Genomic DNA, 25,480 nt, shown 5'->3' on the forward strand with positions numbered 1-25,480 from the left:
ACTGACACCCCGGTTCGCCAGCAAGCCGGCTCCTACAGGATCATTGTCAGCCGCAGGAGATGGGCATCAACGCAATCCGTGGGAGGGAGCCCTGCTCGCGAAAGCGTCAGCTCAGGCACCACGGCATTGGCTGACACACCGCACTCGCGCGCCTACGGCATCACCCGCCCTTTGCCCAGATGTTTGGCCTTGTACATCCAGCGATCGGCCTCGCGCATCAACTCATCCTGCTGCTTCCCGGAACCGGGTTCGTACATGGCAAAGCCCACGCTGGCATTGCTGCGCACCACGTTGCCTTTGAGGATGATCGGCTCGGCGATCGCCGCCAGCAGTTTCTGCGCCACCACACGCGCTTCGTCGGCGCCGGGGACGATGCCTTCCAGAATCACGATGAACTCGTCACCCGCCAGGCGCACCAGGCTGTCGGTGCGGCGCACGCAGCTTTGCAGGCGTGAGGAAATGGTCTTGAGCAGGTCGTCACCGGCATCGTGGCCGTAGGTGTCGTTGATGCCCTTGAAGCCATCCAGATCGATGAACATCAGCGCCATTTGCAGTTTCGAGCGGTCCGCCCGTGCCTGCGCGGTGGGCAGGATCACGTCTAGCGCGCGGCGGTTGTACAGGCCGGTGAGCGCATCATGCCGCGCCTCCTGCTCGAATTCCTTGCGCGCCTGAATGTCCTGAATGATGGCGATGAAGTACTCCAGATGGCCTTCTTCGGAGAGCTTCTTGGTCACCCCCAGGCTGGCCCACACCGCCCGGCCGTCCTTGCGCACGTAGCGCTTTTCCAGTTGATAACGGTCGATCTCGTTATCGATCAACTGGTTCAGCAGCTCCAGATCGCTGTTCAGGTCGTCGGGGTGGGTGATGTCCTGGAAGGTCAGGTATTTCAGCTCGTCAGCCGTGTAGCCGAGGATGTCGCACAGCGCGGTGTTGACGCTGATCCAGCCGCCATCCGGCGCCACCAGCGCAATGCCCACCGAGGCCAGTTCGAACATCGAGCGATAACCGGCTTCGCTGGCCTTGAACAAGGCATCGGAGCGGGCGCGCTGCTGGCGTGCCAACATCAGGTTTTCGCGCAATTGCACTTCGCGGCTGACGATATCGGCCAGGTCGCGCAGGGTGTCGATGTCTTCCTGGCTCAACTGCCGTGGCCGCTCGTCGATAGCGCATAGAGTACCGACGGCAAACCCTTGGCTGGTGCGGATCGGCACCCCGGCATAGAAGCGGATGTTCGGTGCCCCGGTGACCAACTGGTTGTCGCGGAAGCGCTCGTCTTCCTGAGCGTCCGGCACCACCAGCGGCGAGGTCTGCAGAATGGCGTGAGCACAGAACGCCATTTCTCTCGGCGTCTCCGAAGCCTCCAGGCCGGCCCGCGACTTGAACCACTGACGGTCCTCGTCGACCAACGACACCAGCGCGATCGGCACATTCAGCACCCGCGCCACCAGCCGGGTGATGCGGTCGAGCGAGGCCTCAGCCGGCGTGTCGAGAATCTCGAGGAAATGCAACGCTTCGAGACGTTCTTTTTCGTATGGAGGAATGGGCGCTTCCATGGGTCGTCCGGTCCTGAAAAGACCGTCTGAGTCTATACCCGGTCCTGGGGATTCGCACGTTTGCCCACTTCAAACGGATGGCGACGCCTGCTCAGCCGCTCTGCGTCGCAACAATTCGATAAATTGCTGCAATTCCCGGCTCGCCGCTTCGCCCTTGCGGGTCAGCAGGCCGAAGGGCGCCATGCGTTCTTCGATCTGCACCGGCAGCGCCTTGACCAGGCCCATTTTCAGGTAGTCGCGCAGGGCTGACTCGGACAGCACCATGATGGCGTCGGTGAGCTGCACCAGTTGCTGCATGGAGTACACCGAACTGCACTCGATGATGTCGGCGGGCACCGGCAGGGCCAGGCGTTCCAACGCCTGATCGAAAGCGATGCGCGCCGGGCTGCTGTCCGGTTGCAGGATCCACGGCCAGTCGCTGACCAGCTCGGCCCAGTCCAGTTTGCGCCGCTTCGCCAGCGGGTGGCCCTGATGCACCACCACCATCAAGCGCTCGTTGCCCAAGGGCTCGAAAGCATAATGCTCGCGGTCGGTGGCGGCGTTGCGGCGGGCGATGGCCAGGTCGATGCGGCCCTGCTCCAGCAACTGAATCACCTGATCGCTGGTGTCGCCCATGATGCGGATGCGCAGTTGCGGGTTGAGGCTTTTGATCTCCGCCACGGCGTTGATCACCAGATCCGGCGCGGCGCCCATGATGGTGCCGATGGCCAGATAACCGTAGCCGCCCTGCAAACGCGCCTGCATGTCGGCGGCGCAGCGGTCCAGCCCGCTCAGAGCCGATTCGGCAAAGCGCAACAGCTCCTTGCCCAGCGCCGTCGGGCGCATGCCGCGCGGCAAACGCTCGAACAGTTCGCAGCCGAACATGTCTTCGATCTCGTGCAGCATGCGCGTCGCCGCCGGCTGCGACATGTGCATGTTCAGCGAAGCGCGGTGCAGGTTGAGGCTGGAGCCGAGCACCACCAGCATTTGCAGATGCTTGTAACGCAGGCGGCTGAACAGGTGATGCGGCGAGCTGTGATCGGGCATGGCGGGCAACCTGGTATCGATACCGTGAGGGTATCGATCCTAAGCTAAAAACGATTGGTCACGCATCGTTTTACGGCAGTAGAGTCGCTGCCGTACGCAGTCGAATAATTCCAAAAAGGAAACTGTCGTGAACACACTCCCCGCGTCCTTGCTCGCCAAGGTGTCATGGCGTCTGCTGCCCTTCCTGCTGTTGATGTACATCATGGCCTTCCTCGACCGTGCCAACGTCGGCTTTGCCAAACAGGCGTTCCAGGCCGACACCGGGATCGGCGACACGGCCTTCGCCTTCGGTGCCGGGGTGTTCTTCGCCGGTTATGCGCTGCTGGAAGTGCCGAGCAATCTGATCCTGCACAAGGTCGGCGCCAAGCTGTGGATGTGCCGGATCATGGTGACCTGGGGCCTGGTGTCGGCGGCCATGGTTTTCGCCCACAACGAAACCACGTTCTACGTGCTGCGCTTCTTGCTGGGTGTCGCCGAAGCCGGTTTCTTCCCCGGCGTAATCCTCTACCTCACCTACTGGTTTCCGCAGGCCTCACGCGGCAAGGCCATGGGCTTTTTCTACTTCGGCGCGCCGCTGGCGTTCATCTTCGGCAGCCCGTTGTCCGGGTTGCTGCTGGAGCTGGACGGCGTGTTCGGCAGCCACGGCTGGCAGTGGCTGTTCGCCGTGGAAGGCTTGCTCGCCTCGGCAGTCGGCGTGTGGGCGTATTTCTATCTGAACAACCGCCCGGCTGACGCCAAGTGGCTGAGTGCCAATGAGCGCCAGCAACTGCAGGCGGTGCTGGACGCCGAAGACAGCCACAAGCAGGGTCACGGCAGCGTGCTCAAAGCCATGTGCCAGCCAGCGGTGCTGTACCTCTGCGCGATCTATCTGCTGATCCAGGCCAGCGTGTACGGCGTGGTGTTCTACCTGCCGAGCCAGGTCGCCGGGCTGATGGGCAGCAAGGTCGGCTTCATGGTCGGACTGGTCAGTGCCATTCCGTGGCTCTGCGCCCTATTCGCCGCCTGGAAAGTGCCGGCGATTGCCGACCGCAGCGGCCAACGGCGCAGCGTCGCCGCGCTGACACTGGTGGTGTCGGGGCTGGGCATCGCCGCGTCGGTGACTTTTGCCAACCCGCTGCTGGCGATTCTGGCGCTGTGCTGTGCCGCCTCCGGCTTCATCGCCGTGCAGCCAGTGTTCTGGACCTTTCCCGGCAGCTTCCTGGCCGGCAGCGCGGCGGCAGGCGCTATCGCCCTGATCAACTCGTTCGGCGCGCTGGGCGGCTTTATCGCACCGATTTTGAAGAACTGGGCCGAAGGCGCGTTTCAGACGCCCAGCGCAGGGCTTTATCTGCTGTCGCTGACCACCCTGATCGCCGCCGCGCTGGTGATGGGCATCCGCCCGCCCAAGGCCGGCACCGCGCACACATTACCGACCTTTCAACACTGATCGTCATTCACTGGAATCACAGGAGTCCTCCATGAGCACGCCCACCATCAAGCACGTCCGCGCTTTCGTTCTGCGTGGCGGCGGCGCCGATTATCACGATCAGGGCGACGGCCACTGGATCGACGACCACATCGCCACGCCCATGAGCAAATACCCGGAATACCGCCAGAGCCGCCGCAGTTTCGGCATCAACGTGCTGGGCACGCTGGTGGTGGAAATCGAGGATTCGGCGGGCAACGTCGGCTTCGCCGTGACCACCGGCGGCGAGCCGGCGGCGTACATCGTCGAGAAGCATCTGGCGCGTTTCCTTGAAGGTGCCAAGGTCACCGACATCGAGAAAATCTGGGACCAGATGTACCTGTCGTCGCAGTACTACGGACGCAAGGGGCTGGTGATCAACACCATTTCCGGCATCGATCTGGCGCTGTGGGATCTGCTCGGCAAGGTGCGTCAGGAGCCGGTGCATCAGTTGCTCGGCGGCGCGGTACGCGATGAGCTGCAGTTCTACGCCACCGGCGCACGGCCGGATCTGGCGCAGAAGATGGGTTTCATCGGCGGCAAGCTGCCGTTGCACCACGGCCCGGCGGAGGGCGAAGAAGGCCTGCGCAAGAACCTCGAAGAGCTGGCGGTGATGCGCGAGCGGGTCGGCAAGGATTTCTGGCTGATGCTCGATTGCTGGATGAGCCTGGACCTGAACTACGCAACGCGGCTGGCCCAAGGCGCCCATGAATTCGGCCTGAAGTGGATCGAAGAAGCGCTGTCGCCGGACGATTACTGGGGCTACGCCGCCCTGCGCCAGAACGTGCCCAAGGGCATGCTGGTCACCACCGGCGAGCACGAAGCCACCCGCTGGGGCTTCCGCATGCTGCTGGAAATGGGCTGCTGCGACATCATCCAGCCGGACGTCGGCTGGTGCGGCGGCCTGACTGAGCTGATCAAGATTTCCGCACTGGCCGACGCCCACAACGCGCTGGTGGTGCCCCACGGCTCGTCGGTGTACAGCTATCATTTCGTCGCCACGCGCACCAACAGCCCGTTCGCCGAGTTCCTGATGATGGCGCCGAAGGCCGATGAAGTGGTGCCGATGTTCCACCCGCAACTGCTGGGCGAACCGGTGCCGGAGAATGGCCGCATGCGCCTGTCCAGGCTCGATCAACCGGGTTTCGGGGTGACGCTCAACCCTGAGTGCCAACTGCACCGTCCCTACAGCCACTGACAGGAGTCCTACATGAAAATGCCCCGCAATGCCTTCAAGGCCGCCCTGGCGAAACGCGAGCCGCAGTACGGCATCTGGGCCGGTTTCGCCACCAGTTACGCCTCGGAGATCGTCGCCGGCCTGGGTTACGACTGGATGCTCATCGACGGCGAGCACGCGCCCAACACGGTGCCGAGCATCCTCGCCCAGTTGCAGGCGGTGATGCCCTACCCGACCGCGCCGGTGGTGCGCTGCGTAACCGGCGACACGGTGCTGATCAAGCAGTTGCTGGACATCGGTGTGCAGACGCTGATGGTGCCGATGGTGGAGTCCGCCGAGCAGGCCCGCGAACTGGTACGCGCCATGCGTTATCCACCGTATGGCGTGCGCGGTGTCGGCGGCGGCCTGACCCGCGCGACTCGTTGGGACGCGGTGCCGGATTACTTGAATACCGCCCATGAGGAGCTGTGCCTGATCGTGCAGGTGGAGTCGCGCGCGGGTGTGGAGAACGTCGAGGCGATTGCCGCGGTGGAGGGTGTCGACGCGGTGTTCATCGGCCCGGCGGACTTGTCCACCGGCATGGGCCACATCGGTAATCCGTCGCACCCGGAAGTGCAGGCGAGCATTCGCCACGCAGTGGATGCGACCCTGGCCGCCGGCAAGGTCTGCGGCATCCTCGCCCCGGCCGAAGAGGATGCACGGCGTTACATGAGCTGGGGTTGCCAGTTCGTGGCGGTGGGGATCGACATTCTGCTGCTGCGCCAGGCGGCCCAGGCGAATCTGGCGCGGTATCGCGAGCCGAGTGAAGCGGCGGCGGTGTCGCGGACGTATTGAGGCCTGCCAGCCCCTCTGATTCTGGCCGAAGGCCGTGGGAGGGATCCGAGGTCACGAGGGTCGCGAAGGCGGTGTGTCAGACAAAATGCATTCGCGACCCTCGTAACCTCGGATCCCTCCCACAGGGAATGCAGTGTTCAGATACCTGTGTATCCAGCAACCAATCCGTCATGGATGAGATTCGTTGCCCGGTTACGTTCTGTCATAAAAACATGCTGATTACTGTGATCCCATAAAGACATCACACCCCGATGTCGCTCGATTACAGGAAGTCGTCCATGTTGCAGCTCTCCCGAATGGTACTGGCCGCAGGCTTAGGCCTGGCTCTCAATCTGTCGCTGGCTGGCAGCGCCGCTGCGGCGCAGGAGGTGACCGGCGCCGGGTCCACCTTCATCTATCCGGTGCTGTACAAGTGGGCCACCGACTACAACCAGAAGCACGGTATCAAGGTCAATTACCAGTCCGTCGGCTCCGGCGCCGGCATCGCGCAGATCAAGGAAGGCGCGGTGGATTTCGGTGCCAGCGACATGCCGATGAGTTCGGCCGATCTGCAGAAATTCGGTCTGCAGCAATTTCCTTCGGTGATCGGCGGCGTGGTGCCGGTGATCAACATCGCCTCGATCAAGTCAGGCAGCATGAAGTTCACCGGCCCCGTGCTGGCCGATATCTACATGGGCAAGATCAACAAGTGGAACGACCCGGCGCTGGTCGCGCTGAACCCGGATCTGAAACTGCCCGATGCCAAGATCATCGTGGTGTACCGCTCGGATGATTCGGGCAGTACCTTCAACTGGGCCAGCTACCTGTCGCGGGTCAGCCCGGAGTGGAACGGCAAGATCGGTGCGGGTACGTCGGTGAAATGGCCGGTGGGCATCGGCAGCAAGGGCAGCGAAGGCGTGGCCTCGTACGTGAAGCAGATGGCCGGCGCCATCGGTTATGTCGAATACGCCTACGTCAAACAGCAGAAGCTGACGTTCGGCCTGCTGAAAAACGCCGCTGGCACTTTCGTTGCGCCAAGCACCGAAAGCTTCCAGGCCGCCGCTGACACCGCCGACTGGAAAAACGCCAAGGACTTCGACCTGTCGATGCTCGACGCGCCGGGCCAGAACGCCTACCCGATCACCGCCGCGACCTTCATCCTGATGTACAAGCAACCCAAGGATGCCGACCGCCAGAAGACCGTGCAGGACTTCTTCCGCTGGACGCTGGAGAGCGGCCAGGAGCACGCCCGCACGCTGGACTTCGCGCCGATTCCGGGGGATTTGAAGGGCCAGATCGAGGCGAGTTGGGGGCAGTAATCACCCACGCGGATCAGGACACCTTTGTCATAAATGGCGGGCGATCCTGTGGGAGGGATCGGACGTCAGGACGGTCGCGAAGGCGGAGTGTCAGGAAAACCGCTTTCGCGACCCTCGTAAACTCGGATCCCTCCCACAGGGGCATGCATGGAAAATCCGTGCATGCCCTCCTCAGAATCCCATGCTGAAGTTGATGGTCATCGCATGGTCCTTGTTCTCGCTGGACAGCTGGCCTGAATAGCCGATACCCAGTTTGCTGTTTTCGCTGATCTTGAAGTCCAGCCCTGCTTCCACCACCGCCGCATCGCGGGCGATCGGTACGCCCTGGGTGCTGAACGAGGCGCCGCCGTCGACGAAGGTCAGGTCGGCATCCGGCTTGGTTTCACCGAAGGCATGACGCCAGCCGATACTGCCCCGAGGGGTGATTTCCGAGCCGTTGTTCAAGGTGATGCGCTTACCGGCGCGCACGCCCACGGTGGAGAAGGTGATGTCCTGATCGGAGTCGGCCTTCAGCCGCGCGGCGCCCGAATCGGCGGTTGCCCCCTTGCCCTTTTCCTTGGCCTGATCGCTGTCGTAGTTGACGTAGGCCAGCCCCGCGAATGGCTCCAGCGACACGCCGCCGACGTCGAAGGTGTAACCGACTTCGCCAAACACCTGAGCGGTGCGCGCGTTGTAGTTGGCCTTCATGCGTTCGTTGTAGCTGCCGACGCTGACGTCACGTTTGCTTTCGATGTCGTGCCAGCTGTACGCCGCACCCATGCGCGCCGCCAGCGCGTCGGTGAACTGGTAGTTCATGTACGCCGCCAGGTGATAGCTCTCGACCGTGGCGCTGGAGCGGCGGTCGTGGGCATCGAGATCGCTGCGGGTGTACCCGGCGGCACCGCCGACACGCAGCTGGTCGTCGACCTGCTTGTCGGTGCCGAGCATGAAACCGGAAACGTTGTGGTCAAGCTTCGCGGTGTTGTTGTCGCCCTTGGCTTCGCCCCACGAACCCAGCACCCGCATCCAGCCGACCATTTCGCCGTTGCAGCCCGCGCTGCTCAGGCGGTTTTCGCTGGAGACCAGTGCATTGGCCGGATCGTCTTCGCGGTAGCAGCCCGGCTGACGCATCCGTTCGGTCACGGCATCGCGCACGTAATGCGAGTCTTCGAGCATGGCGCTGGTGGTGCTGGCGAAGATTTCTCCAGACAGGCTGTCGTACGCGGCCTGCGCCTCGCCACGGGTCAGGTTGAGGATCTGGTTCTGCAGTACACCGCTGCCCAGATTGCGGTCCAGCGCCGCCGCGACACCTTGCTGGTTACGGGTGGCCGCCACGTCCACGAACGCAGCGTCATTGCGCGTGACGCTCAGGTCCACGGCGTTGGTGCTGTAGCTCAGCGCGCTGTCGAGGAAGGCATAGTCCGGCAGATCAAGCGTGCTGAACGTGCCGGTGATGCCGCCGTCTGCCGTGAGCAGGCGATAGCGGCTGTTGCCGGTGAACGGCTCCAGGGCAACGACTTCCAGAGTGCCGCCAAGGTTGGCGGTACCGGCAATCGCCAGCGCATTGAAGCGCGATTGGGCCACCAACAGGCGCAGGCGACCGGTCGAGGCGTTGATGAAATTGCCGGCCACGCTGAGGTTGCCCAGGTCACCGCCGGACTGCACCAGACCGGTGTTGTCCAGGCTGGCGATGCTGCCGTTACCGACCACTGCCGCAGGCTCGGACACGGCGACCTGTGCAGCGAGAGTGGCCGGGCTGTCTGCTTCACCCACCTGCAACACGCCCTCTTCCACCGCCAGGCTGCCGCTGAATGGCTGGTTGCCGGTCAGCAACAGGGTGCCGGCGCCCTGCTTGATGATCGAGCCGGTGCCGCTCAGGGTGCCGTTGAAACGGCCACTGACGTTCTGGGCGAACAGCATGCGCGCATTGTTGAGGATGCGGCCCTGCAGGCTGGTGGTGTTACCGGCCAGCGTACCGCCGCTGACCGTGGTGCCACCGCTGTAGGTGTTGGCGCCGGTCAGCAGCAACGTGCCGGCGTCGAATTTTTCGATACCGCCGTCGCCCACCAGTGGCACCGACAGTTCGGTGGTCACATCGGCATTGACCCGCACCGGTGCCAGGCTGCCGTCCGCGTTGTTGACCGGCGTCAGGCTGCCATTGGTGCCGGCCACCAGCGAGTAGCCGTTGTCGAGGAACTGCAGGCCGGTGAAGCGCTGGTTGCCCAACACCGTCACCACACCACCACGCGCAGCGAACACCGCGAAGTGCGCGCGGGTCGGCAGGTTTTCCATACCGGTCGAATCGGTCCAGATGGTGTCCGGCCCCCACACGCCACTGCCGCCATTGATGGTGCCGTCGGCACTCTGGTTACCGTTCCAGAACACCACATCGTTGTCTTCGTCCTGGATCAGCAGGTTGACCTGATTGGCGATGGCGGTCTGCAAGGTCAGGTCGCCGGTGCTGACGCCTGACGGCAGCGTGCCGTAATTCAGGCCGTTGTCGGTGAGGCTGCCGCCGTAGCGGAACAGTTGGTAGACGCCCTTGCCGAAATGGCTGCCGGCGCTGAGGTTGAGGGTGCCGTCGAGGACCAGATTGCCGGCGACGTTGACCAGCGTGGTGGAGCTGCCGGGCTGGCCGAGGGCGAAGTTCAGGTTGCTGCCCGAGACCAGTGCCAGCGAACCGACTGACAGCGGTGTGGCGCCGCCCCCCGCTGCCAGCGTGGCGCCGGAAGCAATCTGCACCGCGCCAGCAATCTGCCCGCTGCCAGCCAGTGTGGCGCCATTGGCGACGTTGACGCTGGCACTGTTCAAGCTGCCATTGACCCGCAGGCTGCCCGCCTGCACGTCGGTGTTGCCGGTAAAGCCGTTGGCGCCGGTCAGCAGCAATTCACCTGTGCCGCTCTTGATCAGCGAACCGCTGCCGGTGAGGCTGCCGGCATAGGTGCCGTTGGCACTCTGGGCGAAGGTCAGTGCCGCATTGTTGAGGATCGAACCTTGCAGGCTGCTGGTGTTGCCGGTGGTGCTGCCGCCGTTGAGCAAAGTGCCGCCGGTGTAGCTGTTGGCACCGCTCAGCAGCAGCGAACCGTTGCCGTTTTTCACCAGGCTGCCCGCGCCGCTGATCACGCCGTTGAGCGTGGTGTTCTGGTTGCCGGCCAGGGTCAGCTGGCTGCCCAGATTGACGGCATTGGCCAGTTGCAGCGCTGTGGCGCTGTCCAGTGTGCTGGCGCCGGTGACGCTCAGCGCACCGCTGCCGAGGGCGCCATCGTTGCCCAATACCAGCGTGCCGGCGTTCAACTGGGTGCCACCCGAGTACGTGTTGCTGCCGTTGAGGTACAGGGTGTTGCCGTCGACCTTGACCAGGCTGCCGGTGCCGCTGATGACCCCGGCCAATGCGAACGGGCTGCTGCCGCCGACCGCCAGCGCGCCGTTGAGCAGCACGTTGTTGCTCAGGGTGGTCGACCTGTTGTTGGCCAGCTTGCTGCCATTGGCGGCGGTCAGAACGCCCGAGCCCAGCGCGCTGTCATTGCCCACCACCAGCGTGCCGCCGTTGAGCGTGGTGCCGCCGGTGTAGCCGTTGGCAGCGTTTAGCACCAGGGTGCCGCTGTCGAGTTTGTTCAGCGTGCCGCTGCCGTTGATCACGGTGTTGATTGTCGCCGTCACGTTTGGATCGACCCGCACCGCCATGGCGCCACCGCTGCCGTTGACGGCAGTCAGCTCACCACCTGCGCCTTGCTCCAGGGTGTAGCCGTCGCTGGCGAACTGCATGCCGGTCAACGCATGAGCGCCTTCGACGGTGACCGTGCCGGCAGCGCCAGTGAATACCGCGAAATCATCCTGCCAGTTCTGGTTCACGGTGCCGTCGGATGAGGTCCAGTTGGTCGACCCGGCATCCCACACGCCGCTGCCGCCATCGATCACGCCGTTGGCCGAGGTCTGGCTGCCGTCCCAAAATTGCAGGGCCGCGCCCGGTGCGGTGACCACGAGGTTGATCTGGTTGCCCACGGCCGTCTGCACCTGCAGGCTGGCCGGTGTCACGCCGACCGGCAGTGTGCCGAGGGCGAGGCCATTGTTGGTCAGCCCACCGGTGTAGTTCATCAGGCGATAGATGCCGGCACCGAAACCACCGATGTCGGTGACGTTGAGAGTGCCGTCCAGAGTCAGGTTGCCGTTGACGCTGACCAGCGCGTTGCCACCGCCGGCCACCGGCGCGCCCAGTGCGGCATCGAAGTTGGCGTTGGGTGCCAGCACCAGCGAACCGGTGGTCAGGGTGCTGCCGGTCCTGCCGGCCAGATGACCGCCGTCGGCGATGTTCACCGCACCGAGCAGCGTGCCGCTGCCCGTCAGCGTGGCGCCATTGTTGACCGTGACCAGCGCACTGGCGAGCGAGCCGTCGACGTCCAGCGTGCCGCCATTGACCGAGGTATTGCCGACGATGCTGTTGAGCGCCGTGAAGCGCAGCACGCCTCTGCCGATTTTGACCAGCGCGCCGTTGCCGCTCAGGTTGCCGCCGTAGGTGCTGTCCAGATCGTTGCCGCCCACCGTGAGCGTGTTGCCGGTGTCCACGGTGACCAGCCCGCTGCCATCGAGGCCGCCGAGGCTGGCGGAGCCGCCCAGGTTGAGCGCCGCGCCATTGGCGAGGTGGATGCCCGCGTTGTTACCCAACGCGCCGGAACCCACGGTGCTCAGGCTGCCGCTGACAATGTCGATCAGCCCGCTGAAGGTGTTGTTGCCACTGAGCGTCAGGTCGCCGAGACCGTTCTTGATCAGCCCGCCGAGGCCGGAAATCACCCCCGACAAAGTCAGGTCGTTGGCGCCGCTGACCGTCAGGTCGTTGTTGAGGGTGATGTTGTTGCCCAGCGCGACCGACCCGGCCGCACTGGTCAGCGTGCCAGCTCCGTTCACGGTCAGGGCGCCGCTGCCGAGCGCCGCGGCGTTGCCCACCGACAGCGTGCCGCCTCCCAGCAGAGTGCCGCCGCTGTAGGTGTTGGTGCCGCCCAGCACCAGCGTACCGCTGTCGAGTTTGTTCAGCGTGCCGCTGCCGACGATGTTGGCGTTGATCGTGGCGGTCACGTTCGGGTCTACACGAACCGCCGTGTTGCCACTGGTGCCGTTGACCGCTGTCAGTTGCCCGCCGATACCGCTGTTGAGCACGTAGCCGTCGGTGAGGAATTGCAGGCCGGTGAAGCTCTGGTTGCCCGCCACGGTCACCGTACCGGCAGTGCCCTGGAACACTGCGAAATCACCCGACCAGGTCTGGTTCGACGAACCGTTGGCCGTGGTCCAGTTGGTGCCCGTGCCCCACGTACCCGTACCGCCATCGACCGTGCCATTGGCGGTGGTCTGGCTGCCGTCCCAGAACAGCAGATTGCTGGCGGCACCGGAGACCACCAGGTTGACCTGGCCGGTCACGCTGGTCTGCACCACCAGATCACTGAGGCTGACGCCCGCCGGCAGGCTGCCGATATCCAGCCCCAGGTCGCTCAGGTTGCCGGTGTAATCGATCAACCGATACACGCCCACGCCGAAGCCGCCGAGGTTGCTCACGTTCAGCTTGCCGTCCAGCGTCAGGTCGCCGCCGATGTTGAACAGCCGCGTACCGCCGCCCACGACGGGAGCACCCAGGGCGACATCCAGATTGGTATTGCTGCTCAGTAACAGACCGCCCATGGTCAAGGTACGGCCGGTCGCGCCACTCAGATGACCATCATCGGCAACCGTCACGGTGCCGGCGAGCGTGCCGTTACCGGTCAGCGTGGCGCCGCTGTTGACGTTGACGCTGGCGCTCGCCAGCGAGCCGCCGACGTTCAGCGTGCCGCCATTGACCAGCGTGTCGCCGGTATAGGTGTTGTTGCCGTTGAGCACCAGCGTACCGGCGTCGAGTTTGTTCAAGGTCGCGGCGCCACCGATGTCGGTGTTGATCGTGGCGGTCACGCTGGGATTGACCCGGATCGCGGTGTAACCGCTGCTGCCATCGACGGCGGTCAACTGGCCACTCGTGCCGGCATTCAGAACGTAGCCGTTGGTGAGGAATTGCAGGCCGGTGAAGTTCTGATTGCCTTCGACCGTCACGGTCCCGGCAGTGCCCTGGAATACAGCGAAATCATCCGCCCAAGTGCTGTTCAGCGTGCCGTTGGCCGAGGTCCAGTTGGTGTCCGAACCCCACACGCCGGAGCCGCCATCGACCTTGCCGTTGGGGAGGGTTTCGCTGCCATCCCAGAAACGCAGGTTGTTGTTGACGCCGGACACCACCAGGTTGACCTGGCCGTTGACGCCGGTCTGCACCAGCAGGTCGCTCAGATTGACGCCCGGCGGCAGGCTGCCGAAGTCGAGACCGAGGTCGGTGAGGCTGCCGGTGTAATCGATCAGCCGGTACACGCCGATGCCGAAACCGCCCAGATCGGTCACGTTCAGGTTGCCGTCGAGGGTCAGGTCGCCACCAACGTTGAACAGCCGGGTTCCGCCGCCTGCCACCGGCGCGCCCAGGGCAACGTCGAGGTTGGCATTGCTGCCCAGCACCAGACCGCCCATGGACAGCGTGCTGCCGGTGGCCCCGCGCAGGTGACCGCCATCGGCCACGTTGACGGTGCCTGTCAGCGAACCGACACCGGTCAGCGTCGCCCCGCTGTTCACCTTGACGTCGGCACTGGCGAGCGAGCCGCCGACGTTCAGCGTGCCGCCGTTGACCAGCGTGTCGCCGCTGTAGGTGTTGTTGCCATTGAGCACCAGCGTACCGGCGTCGAGTTTGTTCAGCGTGGCCGTGCCGACGATGTCAGTGTCGATGGTGGCGGTCACGTTCGGATTGACCCGCACGGCCATGTTACCGCCGCTGCCGTTGACCGCGGTCAGCTGGCCGGTGGTGCCCGGGTCCAGAACATAGCCATCGGTGAGGAATTGCAGGCCGGAGACACTCTGATTGCCGTCCACGGTCACGGTGCCTGCCGCGCCCTGGAACACCGCAAAGCCTTCTGTCCACGCCTGGTTGGTCGCGCCGTTGAGGGTGGTCCAGTTGCTGCCTGTGCCCCACACACCGTTGCCGCCGTCGACCACGCCGTTGGCGGTGGTCTGGCTGCCGTCCCAGAACAACAGATTGCTGGTCGCGCCGGACACCACCAGGTTGACCTGGCCGTTCACCCCGGTCTGGACTGCCAGATCGCTGAGGCTGACGCCGGGCGGCAGGCTGCCGAAATCCAGCCCCAGATCAGTCAGGCTGCCGGTGTAATCGATCAGCCGGTAGACACCGATGCCGAAGCCGCCCAGGTCGGTCACGTTCAAGTTGCCATCGAGGGTCAGGTTGCCGTTGACGTCGATCAGCCGGGTGGCGGACGGCGCGGCCAGGCCGACATCCAGATTGGCGCCGCTGCTCATCACCAGCGAACCGGTGGACAGGGTGCTGCCCGAACTCCCCAGCAGGTGGCCGCCGTTACCGATGTTGACCGAACCAAGCAGCGCACCGCTGCCGGTCAGGGTCGCACCGTTGTTGACGCCAACGCTGGCGCTGGCCAGCGAGCCGGTGACGTTGAGGGTCCCGGCGTCGACCTGAGTCACGCCGCTCAGCGAGTTGACGCCGGTCAGGGTGAGGACGCCGCTGCCGGATTTGTCCAGATGACCGCTGCCGTCCAGGCTGCCGTCGAAGGTGCTGTCCAGGTTACCGGCGCCCAGGGTCAGCGTGTTGCCGCTGCCGACCACCACGCTGCCCTGCCCGCTCAGCGTGCCGATGCTGGCATTGCCGCCCAGATTCAGACTGGAGCCGGCATTCAGCGAGGCGCCGGATGCGTTGCTCAACGCCGCGTTGCCCACGGTGGTGACACTGCCGTTGAGAATGTTCAGCACACCGTTGAAGGTGTTGCTGCCAGCCAGCGTCAGGTCCGCCAGGCCGTCCTTGATCAGGTTGCCAGCACCGCCGAGCACGCCGGACAGGGCCAGATTGTTGTTGCCGGCGACGGTCAGGCTGCCATTGACGTTGACATTGTTGCCCAGAGCCGTCGCACTGGTGTTATCCAGTGTGGCCGTGCCGTTGGCGTTCAGCACACCCGTGCCCAGTGCCGAGGCATTGTCGAGGGTCAGGGTGCCGCTGTTCAGGTCGGTGCCGCCAGTCCAGGTGTTGGTGCCGCTGAGGGTGAGGTTGTCGACACCGTTCTTGATCAGTTTTCCGGCGCCGCTGATGACGCCGCTCAGCGCCAGAGCGTTGCTGCCGCCGATGGTCAGATCACCGAGCAAGGAGACGCCGTTGGCCAGCGTTACTGCGGTGTCGCTGTCCAGCGTGGCAGGTGCCGCGACGCTCAGGCCGCCGCTGCCCAGTGCCGTGTTGCTGCCGGCCACCAGCGTGCCGCCATTGAGCGTGGTGCCGCCCTGATAGGTGTTGGCGCCGTCGAGGTAGAGCGTCTGGTTACCGCTCTTGATCAACCCGCCAGTGCCACTGACCACGCCGCCCAGTGCAAAGGTATTGGAGCCCGCCACGGTCAGCGCGCCGTCCAGCACCACCGCGTTGTTCAGGGTGACCGCCTTGTTGCTGTCCAGCACGGTGCCGTTGGCGGCTGTCAGGGCGCCCGAACCCAGCGCGCTGTCGTTGCCGACCACCAGTGCACCGCCATTGAGCAGCGTGCCGCCGCTGTAGCTGTTGGCGCCATTGAGCACCAGCGTACCGCTGTCGAGTTTGTTCAACGTACCGCTGCCATTGATGGCGACGTCGAGCGTAGCGGTGACGTTAGGATCGACCCGCATTGCGGTGTAACCGGTACTGCCGTTGACGGCGGTGAGCGTGCCGCCGGCACCGGCTATAAGGTGATAGTTGTCGGTGAGGAATTGCAGGCCGGTGAAGCTCTGCGCGCCGACCACCGAGACCGTGCCGGCAGTGCCCTGGAACACCGCGAAATCATTGCCCCAGGTCTGGTTCTGCGTGCCGTCAGCCGAGGTCCAGTTGGTGCCTGTCCCCCACGTTCCGGTGCCGCCGTCCACCAGCCCGTTGGCAACCGTCTGGTTGCCATCCCAGAAACCCAGATTGCTCGACGAACCCGACACCACCAGGTTGATCTGGCCTGCAGCAGCGGTCTGCACGGAAAGATCGCCCGGCATGACGCTGACCGGGATGACGCCGATGCCGAGCCCGTTATTCGTAAGGCTGCCGGTGTAATCGATCAGGCGGTAGACACCCACGCCAAACCCGCCGAGATCGGTGACATTGAGCGTGCCGTCCAGGGTCAGGTTGCCATTGACGTAGAACAGCCGGTTGCCGCCGCCAGCCGCTGGCGCGCCGAGGCCGACATCAAGATTGGCGTTGTTGCTCATGGCCAGCGAGCCCATGGACAACGTGCTACCGGCGCGACCGCTGAGATGGCCGCCATCGGCCACGCTCACTGCGCTCGTCAACGAGCCGGTACCGGTCAGGGTGCCGCCACTGTTCACATTGACGTTGGCACTGCTCAGCGAGCCCGCCACATTCAACACGCCCGCATTGACCTGCGTGTCGCCGGCATAGGTGTTCGCGCCGTTGAGCACCAGCGCGCCGGTACCGGCTTTGATCAAGCCGCCCGCGCCGCCAATGGCACCGTCGAACACGTTGTTCAGATTGCTGCCACCGAGGGTCAGCGTGCTGCCGTTGCCCAGGTTGAGCGCGCCGCTGCCGCTGAGAGAACCGAGGCTGGCGCTGTTGCCCAGATTGAGTTGCGCGCCGGAGGCGATGCTGGCGCCGCTGGTGTTACCCAGCGCTCCGGCACTGGTGGTGGAGACGCTGCCGGCGAGAATATCCAGCGCGCCGCTGAAGCTGTTGTTGCCACTGAGGGTCAGGTCGCTGGCGCCGTTCTTGATCAAGCCACCGGTCCCGGAGATGTCGCCATTGAGGCCCAGAGTATTGCTGCCGCCGAGGGTCAGGTTGGCGTTCAGGTTCAGCGCGTTGGCGAGGTTGATCGGCGCACTGTTCTGCAAGGTCGAGGTGCCGCTTACGGTCACTGCACCGCTGCCGACCGCCGCCGAATTGCCCAGGGTCAGGGTGCCGCCGTTGAGCACGGTGCCGCCGCTGTAGGTGTTGGCGCCGTTGAGCACCAGTTGTGCTGCGCCGTTCTTGGTCAGGCCACCAGCACCGGCGATCACGCCGTTGAGGGTGAGATCGGCACTGCCGCCGATGCCCAGATTGCCGGCCAGATTGATCGCGTTATTCGCCGTCACCGCCGTGCTGGCGTCCAGCGTGGTGTTGGCGGCCGCATTCAGCGTGGCGCTACCCAGTGCTGTGTTGGAGGCCAGAATCAAGCCGCCAGCGTTCAGTGCGATCGGGCCAAGGTAACTGTTGTTGCCGCCCAGCGTCAGGCTGGCCGCGCCGTTTTTGGTCAAGCCGCCAACACCACTGATGTCGCCGTTGAGGGCCAGCGCGCTGCTGCCGGCGATGGTCAGATTGCCCGCCAGATCCACCGCATTGCCCAGCGCGACCGCCGTGTTGCTGTCCAGTGTCGTGCCGTCTGCGGCGGTCAGGCGGCTGGCGCCCAGCGCGGCATTGTTGCCGACCACCAGCGTGCCGCCATTGAGCAGCGTGCCGCCGCTGTAGGTGTTGGCGCCGTTGAGCACCAGGGTGCCGCTGTCCAGTTTGTTCAGGGTGCCGGTGCCGCCGATGTTCGCGCCGATGGTAGCGGTCACGTTGGGGTCGACCCGCACGGCGGTGTAACCCGCGCTGCCATTGACCGCATTGAGCTGCCCGGCGGTGCCGCTGACCAGGTTGTAGCCATCGGTGAGGAATTGCAGGCCGGTAAAGGTCTGGGTGCCTTCGACCGAGACCGTGCCCGCCGTGCCCTGGAATACTGCGAAGTCGTTGCCCCAAGTCTGGTTCACCGTGCCGTTGGCCGAAGTCCAGTTGGTGCCGCTGCCCCACACGCCACTGCCGCCGTCCACCGTACCGTTGGCGACGGTCTGGCTGCCGTCCCAGAAGCGCAGGTTGCCGGTCTGGCCGGACACCACCAGGTTGACCTGACCATTGACGCCGGTCTGCACCAGCAGGTCGGCAAGGCTGATGTTGGCCGGAATGGAGCCGATATCCAGCCCCAGATCAGTCAGGCTGCCGGTGTAGTCGATCAGTCGGTACACACCGACACCAAAGCCACCGAGGTCGCTGACATTCAGCTTGCCGTCGAGGGTCAGGTTGCCGCCGACGTTGAACAGCCGTGTGCCACCACCGGCCACGGGAGCGCCAAGACCAACGTCGAGATTGGCGTTGCTACCCAGCACCAGCGAGCCCAGCGACAGCGTGCTGCCGCTGGCACCGCTCAAGTGGCCGCCATCGGCAACCGTCACCGCACCCGCCAGCGAGCCGTTACCGGCCAGGGTCGCGCCACTGGCGACGTTGACGTTGGCACTGGCGAGCGAGCCGCCAACGTTCAGCGTGCCATGGTTGATCAGGGTGTTGCCGGTGTAACCGTTGCTGCCGCTCAGGCTGAGGGTGCTGTTGCCGTTCTTGATCAGGCCGCCGCTGCCGTTGAGCGTACCGCTCAGACCCAGATCGTTGCTGCCGGCCAGGGTCAGGTCGGCGTTCAGATTGACGACATTGCCCACCGTCATGGCCTGACTGTTATCCAGCGTCGACGCACCGGCCACGGTCAGCGCGCCAGTTCCCAACGCCCCGGCATTGCCGAGGATCAGGCTGCCGGCATTGAGGCTAGTGCCGCCGTTGTAGGTGTTGGCGTTGTTGAGGATCAGCGACGTGGCGCCGTTCTTGCTCAGGCTGCCGACGCCGCCGATCAGACCGTTGAGGGTCAGGCTGGAACTGCCACCGATGTTCAGATTGCCGAGCAGGTTCACGGCGTTGTTCAGCGCCACCGTGCTGTTGCTGCCCAGCGTGGTGCCATCGGCGGCGGTCAGTGCGCCGCTGCCCAGCGCACTGTTGTCGCCGACCAGCAGCGTGCCGCCATTGAGCAGCGTGCCGCCGCTGTAACTGCTGGCGCCGTTGAGCACCAACGTGCCGCTGTCGAGTTTGTTCAAAGTGGCGCTGCCGGTGACGCCGACGCCCAGTGTCGCGGTGACGTTCGGATCGACCCGAACCGCGGTGTAACCGTTGCTGCCGTTGACCGCCGTCAGCTGGCCGTTGGTGCCGGCATTCAGGTTGTAGCCGTCGCTGAGGAATTGCAGGCCGGTGAAGCTCTGATTGCCCTCCACCGTGATGGTGCCGGCGGCGCCCTGGAACACAGCGAAATCGTTGGCCCAAGTCTGATTGACCAGACCGTTGGCCGAGGTCCAGTTGCTGCCCGAACCCCAGACGCCGCTGCCACCGTCCACCGCACCGTTGGCGACGGTCTGGCTGCCGTCCCAGAAACGCAGGTTACCGGACGAAGTCGACACCACCAGGTTGACCTGGCCGTTGACGCCGGTCTGCACCAACAGATCGGCCAGGCTGACACCCGCTGGCAGGCTGCCGAAGTCCAGACCCAGATCGGTCAGGCTGCCGGTGTAGTCGATCAGCCGATACACCCCGACGCCGAAGCCGCCGAGGTCGCTGACATTCAGTTTGCCGTCGAGGGTCAGGTTGCCGCCGACGTTGAACAGCCGCGTACCGCCGCCAGCCACCGGCGCGCCAAGCGCAACATCCAGGTTGGCGTTGTTGCTCAGCACCAGCGAGCCCAGCGACAAGGTGTTGCCGGTCATGCCGCTGAGATGGCCGCCATCGGCGATGCTCACAGCACCGGCCAGCGAACCGTTGCCGGTCAGGGTCGCACCGTTGCCGACCGCGACGTTCGCACTGGCCAGCGAACCACCGACATTCAGCGTACCGGCATTGACCAGCGCATTGCCGTTCAGACCGTTGCTGCCGGTCAGGTTGAGGGTGCCGGTGCCATTCTTGATCAGGTTGCCGCCGCCGTTGAGGCTGCCGTCGAAGGTGTTGGACAGGTTGCTGCCACCCAGGCTCAGGGCGTTGCCCGCGCCGATCTGCACGTTACCCGCACCGGTCAGGCTGTTCAGGCTGGTGTTGTCGCCAAGATTGAGCAACGCCCCGGCGGAAATGTTGGCCCCGGAGGTGTTGCCCAGGCTGTTGCCGTTGACGGTGGTCAGGGTGCCGCCGAGAACATTCAGCGCGCCGCTGAAGCTGTTGTTGCCGCTCAGAATCAGGTTGCCGGTGCCAGTCTTGCTCAGATCGCCAGTGCCGGTGATTGCGCCGCCCAAGGTCAGGTCGTTGTTGCCCGACAGGGTCAGGTTGGCGCCGAGGTTCAGCGCGTTACCCAAGGCGAACGCCGCGCTGTTTTCCAGGGTCGAGGTGCCGGCGACATTCAATGCGCCTGTGCCCAGCGCCCCGGCATTGCCCAGCACCAGCTTGCCGGCATTCAGGGTGGTGCCGCCGCTGTAACTGTTGGACGCGTTGAGGATCAGTTGCGCTGCACCGTTCTTGGTCAGGCTGCCGGCGCCGCTGACCACGCCGCCAAGGGTCAGATCGGCAGTGCCGCCAACGCCCAGATTGCCGGCCAGATTGACCGCGTTGTTGACCGTGACCGCCGTGCTGGCATCCAGCGTGGTGTTGGCGGCCGCATTCAGCGCGCCAGTGCCGAGGGCCGTGTTGGACGCCAGGATGAGTCCGCCGGCATTCAGCGCGGTCGGGCCGAGGTAGCTGTTGTTGCCGCTCAGGGTCAGGCTGGCCGCGCCGTTCTTGATCAGGCTGCCCGCGCCGGAAACCGTGCCGGCCAGGGTCAACGCGTTGCTGCCGCCGACAGTCAGGTTGCCGGCCAGATCGACCGCGTTGTTCAGGGTAGTCGCGGTGTTGCTGTCCAGCGTGGTGCCGGTGGCTGTGGTCAGGGTGCCGCTGCCCAGCGCGTTGTTGTTGCCGACCACCAGCGTGCCGCCGTTGAGCAGCGTACCGCCGCTGTAGCTGTTGTTGCCGTTGAGCACCAGCGTACCGCTGTCGAGTTTGTTCAGCGTGCCGCTGCCGTTGATGCCGACGCCGATGGTCGCCGTCACGTTCGGATCGACGCGGATCGCCGTATTGCCGGTGCTGCCGTCGACCGCCGTGAGTTGGCCGCCCGCTCCGGTGCTGAGGGTGTAACCGTCAGTGAGGAATTGCAGCCCGGTGAAGCTCTGAGTGCCCTGCACGGAGACGTTGCCGGCCGTGCCCTGGAACACTGCGAAATCGCTGGCCCAGGCCTGATTGAGCGAGCCGTTGGCCGAGGTCCAGTTGGTGGTGCCTGCGCCCCACGTACCACTGCCGCCATCGATGCTGCCGTTGGCGGTGGTCTGGCTGCCGTCCCAGAAGCGGATGTTGCTGCTGGCGCCGCCCACCACCAGGTTGACCTGGCCGCCGATGCTGGTCTGCACCAGCAGATCACCGAGACTTACGTTGGCCGGGATCGAGCCGAAATCCAGCCCCAAATCGATCAGGCTGCCGCCGTAGTCGATCAGCCGGTAAACACCGACCCCGAAACCACCGAGGTCGCTGACGTTGAGCTTGCCGTCGAGGGTCAGGTTGCCGTTGACGTTGATCAGCCGGGTGCCGCCGCCCGCCACTGGCGCGCCGAGGCCGACGTCCAGATTGGAACCGCTGTTGAGCACCAGCGAGCCCAGACTCAGGGTGCTGCCGGTGGTGCCGCTGAGGTGTCCGCCATTGGCGACGTTCACCGCGCCGAGCAGTGCGCCGGTGCCGCTGAGGGTGGCTCCGCTGTTAACGGTGACGTTGGCACTGGCCAGGCTGCCATCGACGTTCAGGGTGCCGCCGCTGACCAGGGTGTTGCCGGTCAGCGTGCTGACACCGTTGAGATCGAGTACACCGGAGCCGGTCTTGGTCAGGCCGCCCGTGCCGTTGATGGCACCGTCGAACGCACTGCTGACGCTGCCGCCGCCCACGGTCAGGGTGCTGCTGCCACCGATGTTCAGCAGGCCGCTGCCGTTCAACCCGCCAAGGCTGGCGCTGTTGCCCAGATTCAGCACGGCACCGCTGGCGATATTGGCGCCACTGCTGTTGCCCAGCGCACCGGCGCTGGTGGTAGTCACGCTGCCGGCCAGAATGTTCAACGGTCCGGTGAAGCTGTTGCTGCCGCTCAGGGTCAGGTCGTCGAGGCCGTTTTTGATCAGCGCGCCATTGCCGTCGATGACACCGCCGAGGGTCAGATTGTTATTCCCGGCGATGCTCAGATCGGCGCCCAGATGAATGGCATTGCCGAGGGAGAATGCCGCGCTGTTATCCAGTGTCGCTGCACCGCCTACGGTCAGCGCACCGGTACCCAAAGCCGCCGCATTGCCTGCGGTCAGGGTGCCGCCATTGAGCAGAGTGCCGCCCTGCCAGGTGTTGTTGCCGTTGAGGGTCAGGTTGGCGTTGCCGTTCTTGATCAACTGGCTGGCGCCGCTGATCACACCGTTGAGGGTCAGCGGGTTGCTGCCGTCGATGTTCAGATTGCCGTTGAGGGCGATGTTGTTGTTCAGCGCCAGCGCGAGACTGTTGGCGAGGGTTGCAGTGCCGCCGACGGCCAGGGCACCCGTACCCAACGCGGCCGCGTTGCCAAGAGTAAGCGTGCCTGCATTCAGCGTCGTGCCACCGGCAAATGCGTTGACGGTGTTAAGGATCAGGTTGGCAGCGCCGTTTTTGACCAGCGCCCCCGGACCACCGACCACGCCATTGAGGGTCAGGTCGGCGCCGCCGCCAACCGCCAGACTGCCGGCCAGATTGAGTGCGTTATTCAGCGCCACTGCGGTGCTGGCATCCAGCGTCGTGCCGTCTGCCGCGTTCAGCGCACCGGTGCCCAATGCGGTGTTGGACGACAGCAGCAAACCGCCCGCATTCAGGCTGGTGCCGCCGCTGTAGCTGTTGTTGCCGGCCAGGGTCAGTACCGAGGCGCCGTTCTTGATCAGTGCGCCCGTCCCGCTGACCACGCCGCCCAGCGACAGCGGACTGCTGCCGTTCAAGGTCAGATTGGCATTCAGCGCCACGTTGTTGTTCAGGGTCATCGGCGCGCTGGTGGTCAGCGCGCCCGCGCCTGCAACGGTCAAACCGCCCGTGCCGAGCGCCGAAGCATTGCCCAGTGCCAGCGTGCCGGCGTTCAGGGTGGTGCCACCGGCAAAGGTGTTCAGGCCGTTAAGGCTCAACGTACCGCTGCCATTCTTGATCAAACCGCCAGCGCCGCTGATGACGCCGCCCAGCGCCAATGGACTGACGTTGTTCAACGCCAGGTTGGCATTGAGTGCGACGTTGTTGGTCAGACTCAGGCTACCGGTGCCTACCAGCGCCGATGCGCCACCCACCGTCAGCGCGCCACTGCCCAGTGCCGCGTTGTTGCCGACCGTGAGCGTGCCGCTGTTCAGCGTGGTGCCGCCGCTGTAGGTATTGGCGCCATTGAGCAGCAGATTGGCGGCACCATTCTTCACCAGGCTTCCGGCCCCGCTGACCACGCCGGTCAGGCCCAGATCGTTACTGCCGCCAATATTCACCGCGCCCGCCAGACTGACGGCGTTGCCGACGCTCACCGCCAGACTGGTGTCCAGCGTCGTACCGGCTGCAGCGTTGAGCGCGCCAGTGCCCAGCGCCGTGTTCGACGCGAGGATCAGTGAGCCGGCATTGAGCGAGGTACCACCGGACCAGGTGTTGTTGCCGCCCAGCGTCAGGCTGGCGCCACCGGTCTTGATCAGATTGCTGGCACCGGCGATCACGCCATTGAGGGTCAACGCGTTGCTGCCGGTGACGGTCAGGTTCGCACCGAGGTTGACGTTGTTGCTCAGCGCCAGCGCCGTGCTGTTGTCCAGGCTGCCAGCGCCCGTGACGTTCAGCGCTCCGCTGCCCAGCGCGGTAGCAGTGCCGACGCGGATGCCGCCACCGGCCAGGGTCGTGCCACCGGAAAAGGTGTTGTTGCCGATCAGGCTCAGCACGCCACCGTCGGTCTTGATCAGCGGACCGGTGCCCGCAATCACGCCACCGAGAGTCAGGGCATTGGCGCCCGCCACGGTCAGACCGCCCGTACCGAGGCTGATCTGGTTACCCAGGGTCAGGCCGCTGTTCAGTGCCTGAATCGAGCCGCCATTGGACGTCAGCAGACCACTGCCGAAGGTTGTCGCGCTGTCGAATTGGGCCAGACCGCCATTGAGCGTGGAGCTGCCGCTGACCACCGGCCCTTGCAGGGTCCAGGTGCCGCTGTTGAGCGTCAGGTTGTTGAAGTTGATGTAGTTGGCGCTGCTGATGGTGCCGGTACCGGTGCTGCCGCTGTTGCCGGAATTGCGCAGCACCAGCGTGTTGTTGCCGCCTGCGCCGCCGTCGACGATGCCTGTCGCGGCAAACCCCAGGTTCAGACCCAGCAGGTTACCGAGGGCGACGCCCACACCCCCGCCACTGCTGACACTGGAGCCCGTGACTGCGGTAAAGGTGTTGGTACTGCTCTGCCCCATCGAAACGCTGCCGACGATTTCGCCAGCGTTGATGAACGTGTTGCCGCCATTGGAGCGCTCGAAGGCCACGCGGCCGATGATCTTGCCGGTAGCCGTGTTCACCATGTTGACTTGCGCGCCGCCCCAGGCCGCGATCAATGGCGCGTCGCCACCCAACAGGGTAATACCCAACAGACCGTTGGAACTTATCGTGCCTGCGTTGAATATATTGGTCGTCCCACCGGCGCCGTTTTGAACGTTCAGCGCCATGCCATCCAGACTTGCCAGATTCAGACCCAACAAGCCGGTCGTGCCTTTGAGCACACCCCCGGTCAGGTTATTGATACTGACCGTGCTCGCGCTGGCATTGCCGACCTTCACGCCGGACGTCAATACCGACAGCAGGCCCAATAATGACGGGTCGACAGTGCCTGAGTTGTTCAACGTCACGCCACTGCCACTTAACTGCAACGCAGTGCCGAGCAGGGCGTTATTGATCAGACCGCCCGAAGCCAGTTCGAAAGTGATGTTGTTCAGTGAAGAGGAATACCCGCCATTGGCGCCGGTACAGGTAATGGTGGCGCCCGCCGCTGGAAATACCGGCGTACAACCCGCGAATACAGGGGTGCTGCTGAAGACCGACACCAACCCGACCGCTACCAGCCCTGCAACAGCCGTGATGCGGGCAGAGACCGAGGCCACACATTTCTTGTTCACGTGCAAAAATCCCTTTATATGGGGATGTCACTCCCATAACCACAAAGAAGCCCCGTGGACTCATTGCAGTGAGATTTAGTTGACGCCAACCTTTATGTCAAAAATAACCCCTGTTCAAATAGTATTAATACTTTAGTTAGTCGACAGA

Annotated in this window: 7 protein-coding genes; 4 read left to right on the forward strand and 3 right to left on the reverse strand. The window is 64.6% G+C overall.

The annotated features are described in order from the left end of the window. Positions 1-152: 152 nt before the first annotated feature. Positions 153-1,553 (reverse strand): diguanylate cyclase domain-containing protein, encoded by a 1,401-nt coding sequence (locus tag ACIPL0_RS21215; RefSeq protein WP_400596398.1) that lies wholly within the window; start codon positions 1,551-1,553, stop codon positions 153-155. A gap of 69 nt (positions 1,554-1,622) precedes the next feature. Then, positions 1,623-2,579 (reverse strand): LysR family transcriptional regulator, encoded by a 957-nt coding sequence (locus ACIPL0_RS21220; RefSeq protein WP_400596400.1) that lies wholly within the window; start codon positions 2,577-2,579, stop codon positions 1,623-1,625. Between the two features lie 127 nt (positions 2,580-2,706). Here ACIPL0_RS21220 and ACIPL0_RS21225 point away from each other — a divergent pair, with 127 nt between their 5' ends. The 4 genes from ACIPL0_RS21225 (at position 2,707) to pstS (ending at position 7,332) form a co-directional block, all read left to right on the forward strand. Continuing rightward, positions 2,707-4,005 (forward strand): MFS transporter, encoded by a 1,299-nt coding sequence (locus tag ACIPL0_RS21225; protein WP_400731601.1) that lies wholly within the window; start codon positions 2,707-2,709, stop codon positions 4,003-4,005. Between the two features lie 31 nt (positions 4,006-4,036). After that, positions 4,037-5,221, forward strand: coding sequence for an L-rhamnonate dehydratase (rhmD, locus tag ACIPL0_RS21230; protein WP_400596404.1), 1,185 nt, complete (start codon positions 4,037-4,039; stop codon positions 5,219-5,221). 12 nt (positions 5,222-5,233) lie between these two features. After that, on the forward strand, positions 5,234-6,034 hold the full coding sequence (locus ACIPL0_RS21235) for an aldolase/citrate lyase family protein (RefSeq protein ID WP_400596406.1): 801 nt from the start codon (positions 5,234-5,236) through the stop codon (positions 6,032-6,034). A 278-nt stretch (positions 6,035-6,312) separates the two neighbouring features. Further along, positions 6,313-7,332 carry a phosphate ABC transporter substrate-binding protein PstS gene (gene pstS / locus ACIPL0_RS21240; protein ID WP_400596408.1) on the forward strand — a complete coding sequence of 340 codons (1,020 nt, stop codon included), beginning with the start codon at positions 6,313-6,315 and terminating at the stop codon, positions 7,330-7,332. 171 nt (positions 7,333-7,503) lie between these two features. Here the strand turns inward: pstS and ACIPL0_RS21245 are convergent, their stop codons facing one another. Then, the gene (locus ACIPL0_RS21245) at positions 7,504-24,885 is read right to left on the reverse strand and encodes an autotransporter-associated beta strand repeat-containing protein (protein ID WP_400596551.1); all 17,382 of its coding nucleotides are present in this window, start codon (positions 24,883-24,885) and stop codon (positions 7,504-7,506) included. Positions 24,886-25,480 lie beyond the last annotated feature (595 nt).

The sequence above is a fragment of the Pseudomonas sp. NPDC090208 genome, assembly GCF_044746785.1.
Lineage (GTDB): Bacteria > Pseudomonadota > Gammaproteobacteria > Pseudomonadales > Pseudomonadaceae > Aquipseudomonas.

What these genes read in the sequence shown, in the direction of transcription:
- ACIPL0_RS21235 (WP_400596406.1), top strand. Translation starts at nt 5,234, where the DNA reads ATGAAAATGCCCCGCAATGCCTTCAAGGCCGCCCTGGCGAAACGCGAG.
- pstS (WP_400596408.1), top strand. Translation starts at nt 6,313, where the DNA reads ATGTTGCAGCTCTCCCGAATGGTACTGGCCGCAGGCTTAGGCCTGGCT.
- ACIPL0_RS21215 (WP_400596398.1), bottom strand. Translation starts at nt 1,553, where the DNA reads ATGGAAGCGCCCATTCCTCCATACGAAAAAGAACGTCTCGAAGCGTTG.
- rhmD (WP_400596404.1), top strand. Translation starts at nt 4,037, where the DNA reads ATGAGCACGCCCACCATCAAGCACGTCCGCGCTTTCGTTCTGCGTGGC.
- ACIPL0_RS21220 (WP_400596400.1), bottom strand. Translation starts at nt 2,579, where the DNA reads ATGCCCGATCACAGCTCGCCGCATCACCTGTTCAGCCGCCTGCGTTAC.
- ACIPL0_RS21245 (WP_400596551.1), bottom strand. Translation starts at nt 24,885, where the DNA reads ATGGCGCTGAACGTTCAAAACGGCGCCGGTGGGACGACCAATATATTC.